The sequence below is a fragment of the Pseudarthrobacter sp. CC12 genome, assembly GCF_039907755.1.
GTDB classification, from domain to species: Bacteria; Actinomycetota; Actinomycetes; order Actinomycetales; family Micrococcaceae; genus Arthrobacter; species Arthrobacter niigatensis.
This window is the reverse complement of record NZ_JARDJH010000008.1, coordinates 95,387-116,122: the sequence shown is the minus strand read 5'-3', so window position 1 is coordinate 116,122 and position 20,736 is coordinate 95,387. Positions and strand designations below refer to the sequence as shown.

22 protein-coding genes are annotated in these 20,736 nt (G+C 66.6%); 13 read left to right on the top strand and 9 right to left on the bottom strand.

Going from position 1 to position 20,736, the window contains the following annotated elements; all coding sequences use genetic code 11:
• Window positions 1–29: 29 nt before the first annotated feature.
• The gene (locus PV772_RS08920; protein ID WP_168223155.1) at window positions 30–422 is read right to left on the bottom strand and encodes a nuclear transport factor 2 family protein; all 393 of its coding nucleotides are present in this window, start codon (window positions 420–422) and stop codon (window positions 30–32) included.
• A 162-nt stretch (window positions 423–584) separates the two neighbouring features.
• Here PV772_RS08920 and PV772_RS08915 point away from each other — a divergent pair, with 162 nt between their 5' ends.
• Complete coding sequence (locus PV772_RS08915) at window positions 585–737, top strand: LPXTG cell wall anchor domain-containing protein (RefSeq protein ID WP_141159851.1); 153 nt, start codon at window positions 585–587, stop codon at window positions 735–737.
• A gap of 105 nt (window positions 738–842) precedes the next feature.
• Window positions 843–1,601, top strand: coding sequence for a Pr6Pr family membrane protein (locus PV772_RS08910; RefSeq protein WP_347885908.1), 759 nt, complete (start codon window positions 843–845; stop codon window positions 1,599–1,601).
• Window positions 1,602–1,653: 52 nt separating this feature from the next.
• On the opposite strand, the gene corA is transcribed toward PV772_RS08910, so the two are convergent.
• The gene (gene corA, locus PV772_RS08905) at window positions 1,654–2,649 is read right to left on the bottom strand and encodes a magnesium/cobalt transporter CorA (RefSeq protein WP_347885907.1); all 996 of its coding nucleotides are present in this window, start codon (window positions 2,647–2,649) and stop codon (window positions 1,654–1,656) included.
• Window positions 2,650–3,141 (bottom strand): Lrp/AsnC family transcriptional regulator, encoded by a 492-nt coding sequence (locus tag PV772_RS08900; RefSeq protein WP_210411212.1) that lies wholly within the window; start codon window positions 3,139–3,141, stop codon window positions 2,650–2,652.
• Between the two features lie 171 nt (window positions 3,142–3,312).
• Here PV772_RS08900 and PV772_RS08895 point away from each other — a divergent pair, with 171 nt between their 5' ends.
• Window positions 3,313–4,557, top strand: a complete 1,245-nt coding sequence (locus PV772_RS08895; protein ID WP_141159855.1) for an MFS transporter — start codon at window positions 3,313–3,315, stop codon at window positions 4,555–4,557.
• A gap of 22 nt (window positions 4,558–4,579) precedes the next feature.
• Here PV772_RS08895 and PV772_RS08890 read toward each other — a convergent pair whose 3' ends face one another.
• Window positions 4,580–5,083 (bottom strand): Lrp/AsnC family transcriptional regulator, encoded by a 504-nt coding sequence (locus tag PV772_RS08890; RefSeq protein WP_026265760.1) that lies wholly within the window; start codon window positions 5,081–5,083, stop codon window positions 4,580–4,582.
• A gap of 139 nt (window positions 5,084–5,222) precedes the next feature.
• A complete protein-coding gene (locus PV772_RS08885) occupies window positions 5,223–6,458 on the bottom strand; it encodes an MFS transporter (RefSeq protein ID WP_347885906.1) in 1,236 nt (411 codons plus the stop codon).
• Between the two features lie 97 nt (window positions 6,459–6,555).
• Between PV772_RS08885 and PV772_RS08880 the strand changes: the two genes are divergently transcribed.
• Window positions 6,556–7,530: a LysR family transcriptional regulator gene (locus tag PV772_RS08880; protein WP_347885913.1), complete on the top strand. Its 975-nt coding sequence runs from the start codon at window positions 6,556–6,558 to the stop codon at window positions 7,528–7,530.
• Between the two features lie 86 nt (window positions 7,531–7,616).
• Window positions 7,617–8,567 carry a BadF/BadG/BcrA/BcrD ATPase family protein gene (locus PV772_RS08875; protein ID WP_347885905.1) on the top strand — a complete coding sequence of 317 codons (951 nt, stop codon included), beginning with the start codon at window positions 7,617–7,619 and terminating at the stop codon, window positions 8,565–8,567.
• Here PV772_RS08875 and PV772_RS08870 read toward each other — a convergent pair.
• On the bottom strand, window positions 8,564–9,583 hold the full coding sequence (locus PV772_RS08870) for a pirin family protein (RefSeq protein ID WP_347885904.1): 1,020 nt from the start codon (window positions 9,581–9,583) through the stop codon (window positions 8,564–8,566). The genes PV772_RS08875 and PV772_RS08870 overlap by 4 nt on opposite strands.
• A gap of 238 nt (window positions 9,584–9,821) precedes the next feature.
• Between PV772_RS08870 and PV772_RS08865 the strand changes: the two genes are divergently transcribed.
• From PV772_RS08865 to PV772_RS08840, 6 genes are all read left to right on the top strand, one after another.
• Entirely contained in the window at window positions 9,822–10,922 is a 1,101-nt protein-coding gene (locus PV772_RS08865; RefSeq protein ID WP_307357242.1) for an ATP-binding cassette domain-containing protein, read from the top strand.
• A complete protein-coding gene (locus PV772_RS08860) occupies window positions 10,922–11,656 on the top strand; it encodes an ABC transporter permease (RefSeq protein ID WP_141159861.1) in 735 nt (244 codons plus the stop codon). The genes PV772_RS08865 and PV772_RS08860 overlap by 1 nt, the downstream gene beginning before the upstream one ends.
• Window positions 11,653–12,399, top strand: a complete 747-nt coding sequence (locus PV772_RS08855; protein ID WP_141181994.1) for an ABC transporter permease — start codon at window positions 11,653–11,655, stop codon at window positions 12,397–12,399. Before PV772_RS08860 ends, PV772_RS08855 begins: the two co-directional genes overlap by 4 nt.
• Window positions 12,396–13,358: an ABC transporter substrate-binding protein gene (locus PV772_RS08850; RefSeq protein WP_141181993.1), complete on the top strand. Its 963-nt coding sequence runs from the start codon at window positions 12,396–12,398 to the stop codon at window positions 13,356–13,358. The genes PV772_RS08855 and PV772_RS08850 overlap by 4 nt, the downstream gene beginning before the upstream one ends.
• 143 nt (window positions 13,359–13,501) lie before the next feature.
• Window positions 13,502–14,722: a pyridoxal phosphate-dependent aminotransferase gene (locus tag PV772_RS08845; protein ID WP_347885903.1), complete on the top strand. Its 1,221-nt coding sequence runs from the start codon at window positions 13,502–13,504 to the stop codon at window positions 14,720–14,722.
• 51 nt (window positions 14,723–14,773) lie between these two features.
• Window positions 14,774–15,628 carry a polyphosphate kinase 2 family protein gene (locus tag PV772_RS08840; protein WP_141181991.1) on the top strand — a complete coding sequence of 285 codons (855 nt, stop codon included), beginning with the start codon at window positions 14,774–14,776 and terminating at the stop codon, window positions 15,626–15,628.
• A gap of 46 nt (window positions 15,629–15,674) precedes the next feature.
• Here PV772_RS08840 and PV772_RS08835 read toward each other — a convergent pair whose 3' ends face one another.
• Both PV772_RS08835 and xseA read right to left on the bottom strand, forming a co-directional pair.
• A complete protein-coding gene (locus PV772_RS08835) occupies window positions 15,675–15,893 on the bottom strand; it encodes an exodeoxyribonuclease VII small subunit (protein WP_141159866.1) in 219 nt (72 codons plus the stop codon).
• Window positions 15,890–17,242 (bottom strand): exodeoxyribonuclease VII large subunit, encoded by a 1,353-nt coding sequence (xseA, locus tag PV772_RS08830; RefSeq protein ID WP_141159867.1) that lies wholly within the window; start codon window positions 17,240–17,242, stop codon window positions 15,890–15,892. The genes PV772_RS08835 and xseA overlap by 4 nt, the downstream gene beginning before the upstream one ends.
• Window positions 17,243–17,403: 161 nt before the next feature.
• On the opposite strand from xseA, the gene PV772_RS08825 reads away from it, so the two are divergent.
• On the top strand, window positions 17,404–18,255 hold the full coding sequence (locus PV772_RS08825) for a hypothetical protein (protein ID WP_347885902.1): 852 nt from the start codon (window positions 17,404–17,406) through the stop codon (window positions 18,253–18,255).
• A gap of 9 nt (window positions 18,256–18,264) precedes the next feature.
• Window positions 18,265–19,344: a 4-hydroxy-3-methylbut-2-enyl diphosphate reductase gene (locus tag PV772_RS08820; protein ID WP_141159869.1), complete on the top strand. Its 1,080-nt coding sequence runs from the start codon at window positions 18,265–18,267 to the stop codon at window positions 19,342–19,344.
• 76 nt (window positions 19,345–19,420) lie between these two features.
• Here the strand turns inward: PV772_RS08820 and PV772_RS08815 are convergent, their stop codons facing one another.
• Window positions 19,421–20,647 (bottom strand): DNA recombination protein RmuC, encoded by a 1,227-nt coding sequence (locus tag PV772_RS08815; RefSeq protein ID WP_141159870.1) that lies wholly within the window; start codon window positions 20,645–20,647, stop codon window positions 19,421–19,423.
• Between the last annotated feature and the right edge of the window lie 89 nt (window positions 20,648–20,736).

Here is a 20,736-nt window from a genome sequence, read left to right as displayed (position 1 = left end):
CCGTGGCGGTGTCCCAGCCCGGCGAAGTCTCAGGACCAGAATTGGGATGCCTGGGCAGTGTCCTCTGCGATTTCCAGGGCTTCAGCCACCTTGCCGCCGGAGATGGTGAAGACGATGACCGACCGCTGGTCCAGCGACCTGCCATCGCGCTCGGCGTGGTTGGACTGCACTCCGACCGTGTATCTGTCGCCAGCGGCAACATCATCCAGGGTGAGCTTGAGCGACCCCTGGGACCGGGAGAACAGCTCACCGAAGTAGGCCAGGATCTCCCCGACGCCCTTCTTGTCTCCCGAAAGGCCGCCGGTTCCGCTGGTATGCCAGACGGCGTCATCGGTGAACAGCCCCCTGAGCGTGTCCATATCGCCCGCGATGAATGCTTCATAGCCGCGCCGCACCAGTGCGACGTCCTCCTGTGTTCCCATTTCACACACCTCTGTTATCGTTGTGGGAATTTGGCGAGGCCACGTTAAGCCCGCGGCGGGACCTTGTCGAGAGGCGAACGGCCCGTGAGATCGGACAACCTCCTGCGCAAAACGCGGCGCCTGATGAGGGGCAGGGGAAATTTGGCGGCCTAGAGTGGGTCCATGGGAATCATCATCGGCCTTCTGGTCATCTGGCTCATCCTGTCCATCGTCGGCTTCGTCGTCAAAGGCCTCATCTGGCTCGCCATCATCGGCCTGGTCCTGTTCGTCGCCACCGGCGTCTGGGGCTGGCTGAAGCGCAAAACGAACGCCTGAGCAACATCCGCCTGCCGGACCGGGAACTTTCAGTCCGGCACGCGGGTGGCCCGGGCGGCCAAAAGACCCTAGCCCGCCGGCGGCAGGCCGCACCATGCTTTCCCCATGAGCCGCAGAGAATCCGCATCCGGTCCCGGGGAGTTTCTTCCGCCCGTCCGCAGGAACACAGCCGCCAACCGTGCCCTGCACCCTGACCGCCCCTGGATCCGGGCCGTGCGCATCGCCGTCGGGATTTTCGTGCTCGCAGCGCTGGTCCAGAAGACCTTTGACGCCACCCTTCCCGGTAACGATGTGGATGTTGCCCAACTGTTCTCGGAGTTCACCGTGCAGGGGAACCTTGCCTTAGGGCTCGTTTTGATACTTTCGGGTGTCCGGCCACGGAGCCGGCTGCCACTGTGGTGGGACCACCTTTTCGGCGCTCTGGTCCTGTACCTGGTGATGACGGGGATTATCTACGTTGTGCTGGTGGCTCCGCCGGGTGAGCCTTGGTGGAGCTGGGACCTGTACTGGCCCCAAATGGTCCACCACCGCCTTGCTCCGCTGGTGACCGCGCTCGATTGGCTCCTGGTCACCAGGACCGTGCGCGGGACGTGGTGGCGGCCCTTGGCATGGCTGGGCTACCCCGTGGCCTTCCTGGCGTTCTCCTGGATCCGCGGGGGTCTCGACGGGTGGTACGTCTACGACTTCCTCGATCCAACGCTCGACGGCGGGTGGGCGACGGTGTTTGTTTCCACCGCACAGGTGCTGGTTGCGTTCCTGGTTGTTGCTGCCATCGTCAACGCCGCGGGCAACGCCCGGGTTGCGCTGGCCGCGGGCCGGCCGGCCCGGGCAAAGAGCGTCCGGGGCGCCGGAGTGGCCGCCTGAGCGGCGCCGGTTAGACCCCGGGCTGGATGTTCCGGCACCGGGACATCCGGCCCTAGATCCAGCCCTTCTTCTTGAAGATTCCGTACATGAGGGCCCCGGCCGCAACCATGAGGATCAAGGCGTAGGGATAGCCCGCGGCCCAGTGGAGTTCGGGCATGTTGTCGAAGTTCATCCCGTAGATGCCGGCGACGAAGGACGGCGCAAACAGGATTGCTGCCCAGGATGAGATCTTCTTGACCTGTTCGTTCTGCTCGGCGCTGGCGTCGTTCTGCCGGTTGGCGGTCAGGGTTCCGTCCAGGGTCAGGGCGTTCTGCAGCAAGTCCCGGAACGAGTCGGCCCGGGAGATCACCCGCTCCACGTGGTCCTCAACGTCGCGGAGGTTGTGCCGCAGTTCGGTTTCCACCCCGTACTTCTCGAAGCCTTTCTTCAGTTGGTCCAGCATCTCCGGCAGGGGATGGATGGCACGCTGGAACTGGATTACTTCCCGCGCCAGTTCGTAGATCCGGCGCGACACCGAGGAATCGCCGCTGAACAGTTGGTCCTCGATCTCGTCAATATCGTTTTCCAGTCCGGCCACCACCGGAGCGTAGTCGTCCACCACACGGTCCAGCAGGGCGTACAGAACCGCTTCCGGCCCGTGCTGGAGCAGGTCCGGCCGTGCCTCCAGCCGCTGCCGCACCCGGGCCACGCCTGCCGTTTCCGCGTGCCGGACGGTCACGACGAAGTTCTTCCCGGTGAAGACGTGCAGCTCGCCGAATTCCACCGTCTCATCCACGTCCAGGTACCTTGCGGGCCGCAGGACGGTGAAGAGGTTGTCGTCGTACCGTTCAAGCTTGGGGCGCTGGTGGGCCGACACGGCGTCCTCCACTGCCAGGGCGTGAAGCCCGAATTCGTTGGCGACGGCGGTCATCTCTTCCGCGGTGGGCCGGTACAGCCCGATCCAGGCCATACCTCCGTGCCTGGCGAGGGTCTCGAAGGTCTGTTCAAGGCTTTCGGGCTCCGCGTGGCGGACGCCGTTGACGTAGACGGCGTTATCGATGATGGTCATTCAGGAAATCCTAGCCGGGGCGGCGGCACTGCTGAGACCGCTGATGAGGGGTTCGGTCCGGTACGGGATGTGGGTGTGCAGGGCCAGGACGGTTTCTGTCCGGATGACCCCCTTGATCCTCAGGACCTGCCGCAGGGAGGACTGCAGGTTGTGGGTATCGGTGGCTACCACCCGGCACCAGACGTCCCCGCGGCCGGAAATTTCGTGGACTTCCAGAACCTGCGGAATGAGGCGCAGCGCCCCCACGACGCCGTCGAGCTCGCGGTGGGAAACTTCGATGGTCACGAACGCCACGACGTCGTAACCCACCGCCTCAAGGTCAACCTCGCGGCCGCCCGGCCGCAGTACGCCGGCGCGGAGGAGGCGCCGCACACGCGACTGCGCCGTGTTGCGGGCGATGCCCAGGGAATCGCTGAGCTCTCCGATCTGGATCCGGGGATCCCTGATGAGCGCCAGCAGAATCCTCAAATCGGTGGGGTCCAATTTGTTCAAGAACGTCACTCTCCATCATCCAGGGATGCCCATGTTGACTATATTGCTCAATTATCCACCTGTTATTGGATGAATTACTCAGCACTGCCGCACTCTTGAACCAACACAGTTGTATCCGCGCCGGGCTCCCACAAGGACCACCCGCCGCGGCGAACCCCTAAGGCGGCACAAATGACGGTCTTCAGCGAATTGCGCATGCGTCCGGCGACAGCCATGCCCCGCGGTTGGAATGCCTCCACCACTGCGCGGCTGGTGATCTCCGGCGCGGTGATCTTCATGCTCCTGGTGGGCGCCAACCTCGCCACCCCGCTGTATCCGCTGCTCCAGGCCAACCTGGGACTGTCCAGCCTGGAGGTGACCGCAGCGTTCGCCAGCTACGTCCTGGCGCTGGTGGGAACACTGCTCCTGGCCGGGCACTGGTCGGACCACATCGGCCGCCGGGCGGCCCTCCTGGTCGCCGTGCTGACGGGACTGGCGGGCGGCTGGATCTTTGCCGAAGCCCACTCGCTGGCCGCACTGTGCGCCGGCCGGGCACTTCAGGGCGCGGCAGTTGCGCTTGCCACAGGAGCCAGCGCGGCCGCCCTGCGGGAGTTGCTTCCGTCCCGGCCAGAGTGGGCTTCGCGCTTTACGCTGCTGGCCTCGTCCGGGGGAGTGGCGGCGGGACCCGTGATCGGCGGCCTGCTGTCGCTGCTTCCCGGAGCCACCACGGCACCTTATGCCGTCCATTCCCTGCTGATGGCCGGGCTGCTGGTGCCGCTGTACCTGATCCGTGCCCGCCCGGCCATCATGGTTCCCGCGGTGTCCCGGCCGCTGCATGCCCTGGCGCCCCGCCGGCCCTCCGTGTCGCGGCAGGCGAGGGGCCCCTTTTGGCTGGCATCCGGCGTCGGCTTCCTCAGCTTCGCCGTGTTCGGCTTCTCACTCTCACTGGCCCCGGGTTATTTCGCACAGGTCCTGGGCACCGACTCCCGGCCACTGATCGGCGTCCTCGCGGGCCTGCCGCTCGGTGCGTCGGCCCTTAGCCAGTTGGTGACCGTGCACGGCCGGCGGACGGTACCGGCTGGCCTGGCGGTCCTGGGCGTCTCTGTCATGCTGCTGGGTGCCGCAGGGGCCTGGCACAGTCCCATGATGCTGGTCAGCGCCGCCGTCGCCGCCGGGGTGGGGCAGGGGCTGGCGTTCCGGACCGTCTTTAACGATGTGGCGGCCCGCGTGGAACCGGCCCGCCATGCGCAGATCATCAGCACCGTCTATGTGATCACCTACCTGGGAAGCGCAGTCCCCGTCCTGGGGCTGGGCTGGGCCAGCGCGGCGTTTGGGATGGCAGCGGCCGTGCAGGGCTTCGTCCTGCTCTGCGGCGGGGCGGCCTTGGGACTTGCAGCCGTGACGCTGGTGCAATCGGCACGGCGGAAGGTTTCCTGAACGGCCCCGGCCGCCCCGGGTGCTAGTCCGGAAGTGGTCCGTGGTTGCCCTGGATGTGTTCGAAGACGAGGGTGGTTTCGGTGTGGCCCACCACAGGGTCGGTGGCCAGGTTGTCCAGGACCCAGTCCCGCAGGTCTTCGGTGCTCCCGACGGCGATGTGCAGCAGGTAGTCGACCGAACCTGAGGTGTGGAATGTGGAAAGAACTGCGGGCAGGTGCGGCACCCGGGCGGTGAAGCGGTCGATCTGGTCGCGGTCGTGGGCGCGGAGCCGAACAGCCACCAGTGCCTGCACGGACCTGCCGATGGCTGACAGGCTCAGCTTCGCCTCGTAACCCTGGACGATGCCACGCTCCGAAAGGGCACGGGTGCGCATCAGGGCTGTGGAGGGGGCGATTCCCACCATCTCGGCGAGCTGTTTGTTCGAAATCCTGGCATCCGCCACCAGGGCCGCGAGGAGACGCTCGTCGATGGCGTCCAGCGGCTCCAGGTGCGCCCCGGGCCTGGTGTTCCTTGCATTCGTACTCACTGCGGTTCCTTCCAAGCGGTCCTAGTTCATCCTAGACCGCAGAATCGCCGCGAGCTGCGCAGCAGAAGCGCGTCCTGCCGAACATCCTGACACCCCGGGGGCTGCTCGTAACCGGTTAATTCGCCGGCAGGTTACGGCGTCAGGGTGTGTGCTCTGTCCCGGGATGGACGACGGCGACAGTTGCCGCAGTCAGGCACGCCAGGACCATGACCGCTCCCGCAAGGGCGTTCCACCCCCAGGCCTGGAAGACCAGGCCGCCGGCCCAGCCCAGCAGGCTGGAGCCGAGGTAGTAGGCGAGGTTGTACAGTGACGCCGCCTGCGCCCGTCCGGTCCTGGCGATGGCGCCCGTCCAACCGGAGCCGATGCTGTGGGCGGCGAAGAAGCCGCCGGTAAACACCACAAGCCCGGCCAGGATCAGGACCAGGGACTGGGTGAGGGTCAGGGCAAGTCCTGCCAGGGCAAGCGCCAGTCCTGCCAGCAGCACGTTCCGGCGGCCGTACCTGGTGGTCATGCCCGCGGCCCAGCGGGAGGAGAAGGTTCCGGACAGGTAGGCCAGGAAGATCAGGCTGATGACCGTGGCCGGAAGTCCAAACGGTGCACCGGACAACCGGAAGCCCAGGTAGTTGTAGACGGCCACGAATCCGCCCATCATCAGGAAGGCCTGCGCGTACAGGGCCAGCAGCCTGACGTTCCGCAAGTGTCCGCCGAGAGTCCGGACCGCACTGCGGAAGCCGGAGGCCTGGGCCGGGAGGAACCCCCGGGCCCGCGGTACCAGGACAAGGAAGGCGACGGCGGCAACCGTCGCCAGGAGGGACACGGCCAGGGCTGCCGACCGCCACCCCCAGATCTCCCCGACCGGCCCCGCGACCAGCCGCCCGGACAGTCCTCCCAGTGTGGTGCCGGCGACATAGCTTCCCGCGGCAACGGCTGCGTGGGCTTTGCTGACTTCCTCGTTGAGGTAGGCAATGGCGATGGCGGGAATGCCGCCCAGGGCCATTCCCTCGAGGAGCCGCAGCGCCAGCAGCATGGTGAAGCTGCTGGCCATCGGCACCAGCAGGCCCAGGACGGTGGCCGCGGTGATACCCCACATCATCGCCTTGACCCGGCCGATCCTGTCCGCCAGGAAGGACCACGGGATCACCGTGGCAGCCAGGCCGACGGTCGCGAGCGAAATGGTGAGGGCGGCCTCGGCGGCCGTGATGCGCAGGTCCGCGGCCAGGAGGGGGAGGACCGCCTGGGTGGAATAGAGCTGGGCAAAGGTGGCCACGCCCGCGCAGGACAGGCCGGCAAGGATCCGCCCGTACGCCCTGGATCCCTTGGCGTGGCCGGTCCAGAGAGGCGACGCATCAGTTCCGGCGCTTGCGTTCTGAGGCATCCAGCCAGCGTAGTCCCGGTAGATGAATGCCTCCAATGCATGCTTTATGCCAAAGTGATAGCAAATGTTGATTGTTTTTGCCTGGAAGGAACTGCCGATGGAGCCGGACCGGAAACAACTGGCGCAGTTGCTCCCGCTGCTGCCGGTGCTTGCAGAGCTGGGCCGGACCGAGCACGTGACGGAAACGGCGGAACTGCTCGGAGTACCCCAGTCAACGGTGAGCCGGGCGCTGGCGAGGGCCAGCGCCGCCGTCGGCACCGACCTCCTGGTCAGGGACGGACGCGGTGTCCGTCTGACTCCTGCCGCCCGCACACTGCTGCCCTACATCGAGCAGGCGCTCGCAGAGTTCCAGGCCGGACTGGACCTGGTGCGCAATGAATCCGAGGTGGTCAGGGGCACAATATCGGTGTCTTTCCAGCACACCTTTGGCGAGGCCACCCTGCCGCTGCTGATCAGTGCCTTCCGGGCACGGCATCCCGGGACTGGATTCCGCCTCAGCCAGGGGGCCCGCGACACCTGCCTGGATGAGTTGTCAGCGGGGGAGGCGGACCTCGCCCTCACGGCACCCGTTGCGCCCCCGGGCAAGAACCTGGACTCCGCACCCCTGTACCGCGAGCCGCTGCGCCTGGTGGTGCATCACGCCCATCCGCTCGCCCGGCAGCGGATGGCCCGGCTGGCCGACATCCGAACGGAACCCGTCGTGGTGCTCGGGCCCGGCTACGGGCTGCGTTCCCTCACGGATGCACTTTTCCGCGAGGCCGGCTTCCGCCCGCGGATCGCCTTCGAAAGCCAGGATTCCCATACCGTCCGGGGGCTGGTTTCCGCGGGCCTTGGCGTCAGTATCCTCCCGCCCGGCGGCGATGCCCCCGGCCGGAATCCGCGTCCTGAAACGGGGGACCTGGGGTGGGTGGAACTTCCGCTGGACTCGCCGCTCGCCTTCCGGGAAGTCGGCGTGAGCTGGCGCCGCCGGAAACCGGAGAGCGAACCGGTCCCTGCCCGGCTTTTCCGGGAGATGGTGGTGGGGCAGGGCGCCGGACTGCTGGCCGGGCTGGTCACCAGGGCAGAACGCTGAGCGGAGAAAGCGCCCGACGGCGGCGGGCTGGCTTCCGGGGCCCGGGGCCAGGGCACCAAACAGCACGAGGCAAGTACCCTTGTGACGTGACAAACACCCAGAAGCCCCCTGCCGCTCCGTTTGACCAAGCGGCAGGTTCCCCGGCCAGTCCATTGCACGGCATCACGATCGGGCTGGACATCGGCGGCACCAAAACGCACGGTATCCGTTTCGAGGGCGGTGTCCCCGTGGCCGACGAATCGGCCGGAAGCTCGAACGTCCAGAATGTCAGCCGGGAGCAGGCCGCACGCAACCTCGCGGACCTTTTCGCCAGGATCGGCGGAGGACCCGTGGACCGGGTGTACGCGGGATCCGGCGGAATCGATACCGACGAGGACGCCGCCGCCCTCGCCGCACTGATCCAGCCCCTTGCCCCCGGAGCACGTGTCACCGTTGTCCATGACTCCCGCCTCCTGCTGGCCGCGGGACGCGCCACCACGGGCGTGGCGGTCATTGCGGGCACCGGCTCGGCCGCCTGGGGACGCAATGCCGACGGCGGTGAGGCCAGGGCCGGCGGCTGGGGCTACCTGCTGGGGGATGAAGGCAGCGGCTACTGGCTGGGCAGGGAAGCGGTGCGGCACAGCCTGCGCAGGATGAACCAGGGGCTGCCCGTCGACCAGCTCACGGAGGCACTCCTGGTGTCCTGCGGGCTGGACCATCCCAACAAGCTCATCGCCTTGTTCCACTCACCGGACACCGGGAGGCGCTTCTGGGCGCAGCAGGCCAGGCACGTCGTGGAAGCCGCGGCTGCCGGGCACCGGGACAGCGCAACGTTGTTGGACCAGGCCGGGCAGGACCTCGCTGCCTTGGCCGGCCAGGTGCTGGGCCTCTTGAAGATCAAAGGTCCGGTGATCCTGGGCGGCGGGCTGGGCATGAATGTGGCACCCCTGCAGGAGTCCTTCCGCCGGCACCTCGCCGAAACCGGGGTCACGGACGTCAGGGTGCTGGATCAGGAACCGGTATTCGGAGTGCTGCAGTTGGTGGCAGAACCCGCTTAGCCCACGGAACGCTTCCTCGGCGTCAGCCGGACGCCAGGGAGCGGGGGAGCCGGGATGCGTCCGGCTTCCGCCCCGGCATCCGGCCCGTGTCCCGGGACCAGGCCGTAGCGGGCCGCTGCTGTTTCAGCGTCCGGCAGGCCGGCCTGCGCCTCCCAATCGTCCCTCGCCTTTTCCACTTCATCATGCGTGCGGCCCACAAAGTTCCACCACATCAGCAGTTCCTCGGCGAACGGCTCACCGCCAATCAACAGGAACCTCGTACCGGGCAGTGCCGCCACCCTCAATTCGCTGCGGCCGGTGCCGAGGTAGCCCAGCGGCCCCGCCGGCAGGTCCTGCCCATCCACCGCCAGGCCGCCGTCGAGCACCAGGATGCCGTGCTCAAAGCCGGGGTTCAACGGCAGCGCCGCCTCCCCTTCGCACGAAATGTCCGCGCCGACGATCGGCGAAAACACTGTTGCGGGGGAGGCCACCCCGGCAAACTCGCCCACCATGACCGTTACCGTAAAGCCCGGTCCGGCGGCGCGTGGCAGCTCGCGGTGCTGCTCAAATGCCGGTTCCCGGTGCCGGTCCCCGCCAGGAAGTGCGACCCACAGCTGCAGGCCCCGTTGCACCGGCAACTCCCCGCCGTCGGCAGGAAGCACAGCGAACTCGGAGTGCGAGACGCCGTGGCCGGCTGTCATGATGTTCAGCTCCCCGGGACGCACCACCACGTCGCTGCCCACGCTGTCCCGGTGGCGGATATGCCCCGCCAGCGGCCACGTGACCGTCTGCAGCCCGATGTGGGGGTGGGGAAGGACGGACATCGCCGTCCGGTCCGGGCCGAAACTGTCCAGGAAGCACCAGGCCCCGATCGTGGGAAGGCCGCGCTGGGGCAGCGTGCGCTTGACGTTCATGGCGCGGACCCCGCCCAGGGGTACTTCGCGTTCGGGCCACAGCTGCAGGCAGGGGCCGGACATCCCTCTTTCCGGGGCGGGCGGGCAAACTTCCTGCTGGGGCGAAACTTCCAAGTTGGTCACGCCTCCACTGTAGGCCCGGCCGCGGCGCCCCGACAGGAGCCGCCGGACGGCCGGACCCCGGGAAACCCATCCATCCCTGCCGGGGTACCGAATGGTTACAGTAGGGATTCCTTTGCGCGGATTAGGGCCCCAGCTGCTGAAGCCTGACCCCGTTTGGGTTACCGTAACTATCAGCGTGCTTATGGCAGTGTCGCGGTGCTGGGAACAGCCCGTCCAAGAGAACAGGTAAGTCCGCACCATGGACCAGGCGATGATCGAGTTCCAGAGCGTTACCAAGCAGTATCCGGGTGGCCAGCCGGCGGTGGACGGGTTGTCCATGTCCATTGCCAAAGGGTCCGTCACCGTTTTCGTTGGCCCATCCGGCTGCGGGAAGACAACATCGCTCAGGATGATTAACCGGATGGTGGAGCCCACGTCCGGGACCATCACCGTGGACGGCCGCGATGTCACCTCCGTACCGGCTGCGGAACTTCGGCGGTCCATGGGCTACGTGATGCAGTCGGCCGGACTGCTGCCGCACCGCTCCGTCCTGGATAACATTGCCACCGTCCCGCGGCTGAACGGGGTCTCAAAAGCGGAAGCCCGCAAGCGCGCCAGGGAACTCCTGGACGTGGTGGGCCTGGCGGCGTCCCTGGGCGGGCGCTACCCGTCACAGCTTTCCGGCGGCCAGCAGCAGCGCGTCGGCGTGGCGCGCGCACTCGCCGCAGATCCGCCCGTGCTCCTCATGGACGAGCCGTTCAGCGCGGTGGACCCCGTGGTCCGCGACGAACTCCAGCAGGAACTGCTCCGGCTGCAAAAGGACCTGGCCAAAACCATCGTCTTCGTGACCCACGATATTGACGAAGCCACCATCCTGGGCGACAAGGTGGCCGTCTTCGCCACCGGCGGCAAGCTGGCCCAGTACGCCTCGCCGGAGGAAATCCTGCGGGCGCCGGCAAACCAGTTCGTGGCGTCCTTCGTGGGGCGCGACCGCGGCTTCCGCCACCTCGGCTTTGCCCCGTCCGACGGTGTGGCCATCCACCCGGTGCCAACGATCATCAGGGCTTCCGGAGGGTATGAGTCGGATTCCAGCGCTGCCGGCGGCTGGCAGCTGGTGGTGGACGCGGACAAGCGCCCGCTGGGCTGGTCGGCGCCGGGGACCGAAATCGAACTCGTTCCCGGCGGTTCCCTGTTCCGTCCCGGAGATAGCCTCCGGCGCGCCCTGGACTCTGCCCTCTCCTCGCCGTCCGGCCTTGGCGTTGCCGTGGATGCCGACGGCGTAGTGCTGGGCGTGGTCCGCGGCGGCGAGGTCCTGGCACTGATCGAAGAAGCACGCCAGGTGCGGCAGGCTGCCCTCTGATGGATTGGTTCCTGGCCAACACCGGCATGATCCTGGAGCGCGGCGGACAGCACCTGGTGCTGGCACTCGTTCCCATGGTCCTGGGGCTGATCATTTCCATCCCGCTTGCACAGTTGGCCCGGCGGAACAATGCCCTCCGCTCCGTGGTGCTGACGGCCTCCTCCCTGCTATACACGATTCCGTCGCTGGCGCTGTTCATCATCCTTCCCACCATCCTCGGGACCCGGATCCTGGACCCACTCAACGTGGTGGTGGCCCTGACCATCTATGCCGTTGCGCTGCTGGTGCGCGCGGCCCTGGACGCCTTCGATTCCGTGGACGCGGACATCAGCCAGGCTGCGCAGGCCATGGGCTTCAAACCGCTGGCCCGGTTCCTGCAGGTGGACCTCCCGCTCTCCCTCCCCGTCATGTTCGCCGGCCTCCGGGTGGTATCCGTCAGCAACATCTCGCTGGTCAGCGTTGCGGCCCTCCTGGGTGTCGGCAACCTGGGCATGCTCTTCACAGACGGTCTCCAGCGGGACTTCGTCACCGAGGTGGTGGTGGGCATCATCGCCATCCTGGTCCTGGCGCTGCTGATGGACGCGGTTCTGGTCCTGCTGGAACGCATCCTCACCCCGTGGGAGCGGGCAGGGAAGCCGCAGGGCCACGGGACACAAGGCCACGGGACACAGGGCGTCCCCGCCGGAGCACCCGAAGCCGATGGCGCTGCTTCCACAGTTGGTGAAGCAGCATGAGCAACGTGTTCGCCGATACCTTCGCCTGGCTCGCAGACCCGCTGCACTGGTCCGGGAGCATGGGCATACCCGCCAGGCTGGGGGAGCACCTGCAATACACCGGCCTGGTCATGCTGATCGCTACCGCTATTGCAGTACCCGTCGGGATGTTCGTCGGCCACACAGGGAGGGGCCGGGTGGCCGTGGTCGCGCTCGCGGGCGCCCTGCGTGCCCTGCCCACCCTGGGCCTGCTGATCCTGTTCGTGCTGCTGGCCGGCATCGGGCTGATGCCACCCATCTGGGCCTTGGTGATCCTCACGGTCCCGCCACTCCTGGCCGGAACCTACGCGGGCATCTCCAGCGTGGACCGCAACGTTGTGGATGCTGCCAGGGCCATGGGCATGACCGAACTGCAGGTCCTGTTCCGGGCGGAACTGCCCAACGCCCTCACCGTCATGTTCGGCGGCTTCCGGACCGGCGTGCTGCAGGTGATAGCCACCGTCTCGGTGGTTGCCTACATCAACCTCGGCGGCCTGGGCCGGTATCTGTTTGACGGACTTGTCCTCAGCGATTTCCCGCAAATGCTGGGAGGTTCCCTCCTCATCGCCGTGCTGGCCATCGCCGTAGACCTCGTCCTGTCCCTGTTCCAGAGGCTGTTCCTGACACCAGGGGCCTCGAAGCTGTCCTTCCGCAGCCAGGAGGCTGCGGTTGATCTCACAGACCCCGTTGTTGCGGAGACTGTTGTACAAGGAGGTAAGTCATGAAAAATAGCCGTCCCCAGCGCCTCGGCAGGCGGGCGTTCACCGGCCTTGCCGCCGGGCTTGGCCTGGCCGTGGCGCTGTCCGCCTGCGGTGGATCGTCCGATCCCCTGAAAAACGCGCCCGCGTCCAGTGCGGGCGCTTCCGGGGGAGCCACCTCCCTGGTGGTGGGCTCCGCCGACTTCCCGGAAAGCCAGATCATCGCTGAACTGTACGCCGGCGCCTTGAACGCCAACGGAATCACCGCCACCACCAAGCCGAACATCGGCTCCCGGGAGGTCTACTTCAAGGCTGTCCAGGACGGTTCGGTGGATGTGGTGCCGGATTACAGCGGCAACCTGCTGCTCTACGTCAACAAGCAGGCCACCGAAGTCTCCGCCGGCGACATCGCCAAGGCGCTGCCGGGCAAGCTTCCGGATGGCCTCGGCGTCCTGGACGTTTCCAAGGCCGAAGACAAGGACGCCATGGTGGTCACCAAGGCAACGGCCGAGAAGTACCAGCTGAAGTCCATTGAGGACCTGGCCAAGGTCTGCAGCCAGATTGTCGTCGGCGCCCCGGCAACCTTCGCCGAGCGCGCCTACGGACTGCCCGGGCTGAAGAAGAACTACAACTGCGAACCCAAGAAGCTGGAGCCCTTCAGCGACGGCGGCGGCCCGGTGACGCTCAAGGCCCTCCTGGAGGACCAGGTGCAGGTGGCCGACATCTACACCACCACTCCGTCCATCGCGGACAACGACCTCGTGGTGCTGGATGATCCCAAGAACAACTTCATCGCCCAGCAGGTCCTGCCGCTGTACAACAAGGCCAAGATGACGGATAAGGCCAAGCAGGCACTGAATTCGGTGTCCAGCATCCTTACCACCGATGACCTGATCAACCTCAACCGGGCTGTCAGCGGCAGCCAGAAGCAGGATGCCAAGACCGCAGCAGCCGCCTGGCTGAAGGACAAGGGCATCGTCAAGTAGGGGCCCGTTCCCTGCCCGGGCGGGCAGGAACACACTGGTGACAACGACGGCGGCTGCCGGACTTTCGAAGGTCCGGCAGCCGCCGTCGGCCATGTGGCGGATGTCTCAACGGCCATTCATCCTTCCTGTGGCATATTTGAGGGATGGCAGAATTCAGGCAGTCCACGAAGCTCAATAACGTCCTTTACGACATCCGTGGACCGATCCTCGAAGCCGCCCAACAGATGGAGGCGGAGGGCCACCGGATCCTCAAGCTGAACATCGGAAACCCGGCACCGTTTGGATTCGAAGCGCCGGACGCCATCCTGGTGGACATGATCCGCCACCTGCCCCACGCCCAGGGCTACAGTGACTCGCGCGGCATTTTCTCGGCCCGCACCGCGGTCTCGCAGTACTACCAGACCCGCGGCATCCAGAACATCCACGTTGATGACATCTACCTGGGCAACGGCGTCAGCGAGCTGATCACCATGTCCCTGATGGCGCTGCTCGATTCAGGCGACGAAGTGCTCATCCCCACACCGGATTACCCGCTCTGGACGGCGTCCGTGGCGCTTGCCGGCGGCAAACCGGTGCACTACCTCTGCGATGAAGAGTCCGGCTGGCAGCCCGACCTGGAGGACATGGAAGCGAAGATCACGGCCCGCACCAAGGGGATCGTGGTCATTAACCCCAACAACCCCACCGGCGCCGTCTACCCCGAAAAGACCCTGAAACGGATCGTGGCCCTCGCCGAGAAGCACGGCCTCGTGATCTTTGCCGACGAGATCTACGAAAAGATCCTGTACGAGGACGCTGTCCACGTAAACCTCGCCGGGCTGACCGGCGACGACGTCCTGTGCCTGACCTTCAGCGGGTTGTCCAAGGCGTACCGGGTGTGCGGCTACCGGGCAGGCTGGATGGCCATTTCAGGACCCAAGAAGGATGCCGCGGACTACCTTGAAGGCATCAACCTGCTGGCCAACATGCGCCTGTGCGCCAATGTCCCGGCCCAGCACGCCATCCAGACGGCACTGGGCGGATACCAGAGCATCAACGACCTCATCCTCCCGGGCGGCCGGCTGCTCGAGCAGCGCAACAAGGCCTACGACATGCTCAACGCCATTCCCGGCGTCAGCACGCAGCAGGCACGAGGCGCGCTGTACCTCTTTCCGCGCCTTGACCCGGAGGTCTACCACATCAGGGATGACGAGAAGTTTGTCCTCGACCTCCTGAGGGAACAGAAGATCCTGGTCTCCCACGGCCGGGCCTTCAACTGGGTGCGCCCGGACCACTTCCGCATGGTGACACTGCCCAACGTGAAGGACATCGAAGAAGCCATTGGGCGCATGGGGGACTTCCTAAGCAGGTACCAAGGGAACTAGCCTGTGCTCACGGGCCACCGGGCCCGTGTATCCCCTGCGGAGAGGAACCCCATGGCCCGCGTCGTTGGCTTCGACCAGCATCCCTCTGACACGCTGCGCGTTGGAAAGGGATTTTCCCTGGCCTCGGTTGACCCGGATGCCACCCCTGGCTACAGCGGCAACAAGGCTGACGGTGAAGCGTTGCTGGCTGAGTTGGACGGAAAGCTCTCCGAGATGCAGGAACAGCTGTTCGCCGAATCACGGGCCGGCGGAAAGAAACGGATCCTCCTGGTCCTGCAGGCGATGGACACGGCGGGCAAAGGTGGAATCGTCAACCACGTCATGGCCACCATGGACCCGCAGGGCGTCCAGTTCAAGGCGTTCAAGGCCCCTACCGAGCAGGAGAAGTCCTACGACTTCCTGTGGCGCATCGAGAAGGAGGTCCCCGCAGCCGGCATGGTGGGGATCTTCGACCGCTCCCACTACGAGGACGTCCTCATCCACCGCGTCCATAACTGGGCCACCCCGGAAGAAATCAGCCGGCGCTACCGGGCCATCAATGAATTCGAGGCCCGGCAAACCGACGCCGGCACGAAGATCATCAAGGTGATGCTCAATATCAGCAAGGATGAGCAGAGGTCCCGGCTGCTGGCCCGCCTGGACAACCCTGCCAAGCACTGGAAATACAGCAGCGGCGACCTGAAGGAGCGCGCCTTTTGGGATGACTACATGGCTGCCTACCAGGCTGCCTTCGACGAGACCAGCTCAGCCATTGCGCCCTGGTACGTGGTGCCGGCCAACAAGAAGTGGTTCGCCCGTATCGCTGTGCAGCAGCTGGTGATGTCGGCGCTGTCCGATTTTCGGCTGGAGTGGCCCAAGGCTGAATTCGACGTTGACATCGAAAGGGAACTCGTCGCCCGTTCGTGACTCAGCGGCCTGGGGCCCGGGCAGTATATTCGGCCTTGCAGCCTGCTTACAGCGGCTGGTCGCGGGCAGCGGCCAGCCGCTTCCGTGCTCCCTCGAGCCACTCCTCGCACCGCGCAGCCAATGCCTCGCCTCGCTCCCACAGCGCCAGGGATTCCTCCAGGCTTGCGCCCCCCGCTTCAAGCCGGCCCACCACGGCGATGAGCTGCTCCCGGGCGTCCTCGTAGCTCAGGGCTGCGACGTCTGATTCGGGCTTCTGTTCAGTCATGCGTTTTCTTCCACTTCCTGGTGCTGGTCGGGGTTTCCCGGGTGCAGTGCCCCGGTGGGCTGCGCGGGTCCGTCGGACGTGGCGCCGAAGCGGCCCTCCGCGACGCGGATGGACAGGGCGGCGCCTGCCGGCGCTTCGTCGGGCCTGCGGACCACGGCGTGGCCGGCTTCGGCGATCCGGGCGGCCTGGTTCCCGGCGAGTTCGACGACGGCGTACCCCCGGTCCAGGGTTTTCTGCGGTGAGAGGGCGCGCACCTGGGCTTTCAGGTGCTGGAGCTGGTCCGCTGCCCGCACCACCGTGGAGTTCACGGCTGCGGAGGAACGCCGCAGCAGGCGCTCGATTTCCTCCGCCCGGACGGAGACCATGCCCTCCGGCGCCGCCATGACTGGCCGGGAATGCAGTGCCGCCAGCCGGTCCGACTCCCGGTCTATCATCCGGTCCATGGAGCGCCGCAGCTGTTCGCGTGCCTGGCGCACCCCGGCGAGCTCCTCGGACACCTCAGGAACGATCCGCTTGGCGGCATCCGTGGGGGTTGAGGCGCGGAGGTCGGCAACGTAGTCCAGCAGGGGGCGGTCCGCCTCGTGGCCAATGGCGCTCACCACCGGTGTTTCGGCCGCTGCCACCGCGCGGATGAGGTCCTCGCTGTTGAAGGGCAGGAGATCTTCGAGCGCCCCGCCGCCCCGCGCGATAACGATCACATCGACCTCCGGCCGGGCATCCAGTTCCCGCAGGGCGCGGACCACCTGGGCCACGGCCGTGTTGCCCTGGACGGCAACCTCGCGGATCTCGAACTCCACCGCCGGCCACCGCAGTGCCGCGTTGCGGAGGATGTCCTTCTTGGCGTCCGAGTCCCGTCCCGTGATCAGGCCGATCCGGTGAGGCAGCAGGGGCAGCCGCTTTTTGCGGGAGTCGGCGAACAGGCCCTCCGCCGCGAGGGCTTGGCGCAGCCGCTCAATGCGGGCCAGCAGGTCACCCAGGCCGACCGGCCGGATATCCCTGACCTGCATGTTCAGCCGACCGGTTTTCAGCCAGAATTCCGGCTTCAGCAGCGCCACGACGCGTGAACCCCGCTCCAGGGGAAGGTTCTGCCGTTCCAGGACTTTAGTCCAGACCGAAGCGGGAAGGGACACCTCGGCATCCACATCGCGAAGCGTGATGTAGGCGTTGCTGCCGCGCCGGTTCAGTTCAATGACCTGCCCTTCGACCCACGCGGACGGGGTCCGGTCGATGTGGGCCTTCAGCTTCTGCGAGAGCAGCTGCAGCGGCCACGGGTTGTCCGGACTGGTTTCCGCCGCGGTGGCTGGCAGGGTAGTGGGTGCAGTGCCTGGAAGGGAGGCCTGGTCAGACATGCGGACGCCGTTGGGAGGCTGGTGCTGCGGGCATGCGGTCCTTTATCTGTTGGTGGCGGTCAATCAACCTTATCCGTAAGGTCTAGCACCGGGTGCTGACAGGGACAGCCCCGCCACCCTGCCTAGGATGGGTTGAGTCCCCCAACCCCGAAGGACCTGTTGTGCGCACTTTTGTTTCCGCCCTGGCCACCGTGCTGGGCATCCTCCTGGCTGCCGTTGCCGTTCCCGCCATCTGGGTAGACCGCAATATCGTCCAGGAAGATGGATTTGTCCGTCTTGCTGCTCCGCTCGGCAAGGACCCGGAATTCCAACGGAAGCTGGCCACGGCGGCGGTGGGGACGATCGATACCGGGTCTGTTCCCGGTTTCCTCTCGGGACTGGTGGAACCGATGCTCGAGAAAGCGGCGGAGTCCCTGACCCAGCTTCCCGGCTATCCGGCAGCGTGGGAGGAGACCCTTCGCAGGAGCCACCGCCTCAGCTTCGCCGACCCCGCCGCGGCGCCGCAGGGCGGAGCGTCGGCCTCGTCGCTGACCCTCGACGTCGCCCCCTTGGTAGCCCTCGGCGCAGAGGAGATCAGCCGGGCCACAAGGCTTCCCCTCAACCCCCCGGAACAGACGCTGATTAATGTGGGCCAACCCGCGCAGCGGGAATGGACCGAACGGCTGGCCACCTATGCGCCGATGGGCTACGTCCTGGCCATCGGCTCGGCCGTGGCATTCCTGCTGGCGCTCGTGGCGGCACGCCGCCGCTGGACCGTGCTGCTGGCCTCAGGGGTTGGCGGCCTGGCGGTTGCAGGGCTGTGGGGGCTTGGCTTGCAGCTGGGCTCGGGCCGTGCCCAGGCCACCGACACCGGTAACGCGATAGCCAACATGTTCCGCGACGAGTTCCTTGCCGCCGCCGGTGCAGACTTCCAGGCATGGATCACAACCACCGCCGTTACCGGCGGCGTCCTGGTGGCAGCCGGCATTGTGACGTTGTTCGCATCCCGGAAACGGGTTGTGGCCAGCCGGTAGCATGGAGGCATGACCACCTCGGCTGTATCCCTTTCGATGCCATCCATTCCGCGCAGGCGCCGCTCCCCGGAGGAAGTAGCAGCTGCGGCCCCCGTGAACGGCACCAAGAAGGTACTGCTGGCTGCTCCGCGCGGTTACTGCGCCGGTGTTGACCGTGCCGTGATCGCCGTCGAGAAGGCGCTGGAACACTACGGTCCGCCCGTATACGTCCGCAAGCAAATCGTGCACAACGTCCACGTGGTCAGCTCGCTGGAGGAGAAGGGCGCCATCTTCGTGGACGAAACCGATGAGGTGCCCGAGGGCGCCCTGGTGATCTTCTCCGCCCACGGCGTTTCGCCGGCAGTCGTCGAATCTGCCGAAACCCGGGGCCTGCGCACGATTGATGCCACGTGCCCCCTGGTTACCAAGGTGCACAAGGAAGCCGTCCGGTTCGCCAAGGACGATTTCGATATCCTCCTGATCGGCCACGACGGCCACGAGGAAGTGGAAGGCACCTCAGGGGAAGCGCCGGAGCACATCCAGATCATCAACGGCCCGCACGAAGTGGACCAGGTCACTGTCCGGGACCCCGAGAAGGTCATCTGGCTTTCGCAGACCACGCTGAGTGTGGACGAGACCATGGAAACCGTGCGGCTGCTCAAGGAACGGTTCCCCACCCTGCAGGATCCGCCCAGCGACGACATCTGCTATGCCACCACCAACCGCCAGGTGGCCATCAAGAAGATCGCGCCGAAGGCCGACCTGGTGATCGTGGTGGGGTCGGCCAACTCATCCAACTCCGTCCGGCTGGTGGAAGTGGCGCTTGAATACGGCGCCAAGGCGTCCTACCGGGTGGACTTCGCCAACGAGGTGGACGAAGCCTGGTTCGAAGGAGTGGCCACCGTGGGAGTTACTTCCGGGGCCTCCGTTCCCGAGGTCCTGGTGCAGGACGTGCTGCGGTTGCTCGCCGATTATGGATATGGCGCCGTGGAGGAAGTAGTCACGGCTGAGGAAGACCTCCTCTTCTCGCTGCCCAAGGAGCTCCGGGCCACCTTGAAGCAGGCCGGCGACGTCAGCCGTGCCCTGGGCGGACGCCGGCCCCGCAGCTAGAACCGCCACCATATTTCCAAAGGAATGGGCCGGGCAGCATCTTGCTGCCCGGCCCATTCTGCATCCGGCGGCCGTGTCAGGCTGCTTCACCGTCGCCCTGCAGCTCGGGTGCCACCAGCGCCCGCGGCTGCACCTCCACCAAGGGGGGTGCCACCAGGCCTGTTTCCTCCAGGCTGTTGAGTTTGCGCGCGGTGGGCAGGACCCTGGCTTCCAGCGTCCCCACCATGGCGTTGTAGCGGTCCACGGACGTCTTCAGCGAGGATCCGAGCTTGGTGACGTTCTCGCCCAGCGTGCCCATCCGGTCGTACAGCTGCCGCGCGAGTTCGAACAGTTCGCGCGCACTGTCCGTCAGGACGTCCTGCCGCCACGTGAAGGCGACGGACTTCAGCACGGCCAGCAGGGTGCTCGGCGAGGCGAGGACGACGTTGCGGGACAGCGCGTGGTCCAGGAGCCCGGCGTCAGCTGTCAGCGCCGCCGCCAGGATGGACTCGGCCGGGATGAAGCAGACCACCAGTTCCGGCGAGTTCCCCGGGATGTCCCAGTACTTTTTGGTACCGAGCGCGTCCACGTGCGCCCTGAGGGCCTTGGCGTGTGCGGCCAGGAGGGCCTGCCTGTTGCGGCCGTCGTTCGCCGACTGCGGACCAGCCGGGCCCAGGCGAGGGTCCACGGAGCCCAGCTCCTGTGCCTCAAGGTAGGAGGACAACGGAACCTTGGCGTCCACCACCAGCTGCTTGTCGCCCGGCAGCTGCACCACCAGGTCCGGCCGCACCGCCGAGTCGTGGCCCGCACTGTGGACCTGCTCCACGAAGTCGACGTGGCGCAGCATACCGGCGGCCTCCACCACGCGCCGGAGCTGCACCTCGCCCCACTGGCCCCTGGCGCTGTTGGACCGCAGCGCCGACTCCAGGGCATGGGTGGAGCGAATGAGCTGCTCGTCGGAGAGCCGGGCCTCCTGCAGCTGCTGGGCCAGTTGGCCGTACTGCTCCACCCGGTCCCGCTCCAGCAATGCGACCTGCTGCTGAACGGCGGACAGCTTCTCCGCCACGGGCGCCAGGGCACGCAGCACACTTCCATCCTGTGTCCTGGCCTCGCCCAGCTCGCGGTTCTGTGCCGCCAAAAGCCGCCGCTCGGCGTCGGCCGCTGCCAGCTGCGCGGTGACCTCCGAAAGGCGGGACGAGACCTGGTCAAAGTCCGCCTCCAGCGCGTGCGAGTTCCGGCGCAATGAGAAATAAGTGGCTGCAGCGCCGGCAAGCGCACCCAGCAGCAGCATGAAGAGGGCCAGAATCAAGGCAAAAGCATCCATGCCTTCACTGTTGCATGGGGCTCTGACAATCACGGGCAGTGACATCCCCGGGTACTGGCCCGCGGGGTCCGGCGGGTAGAATCAATGCT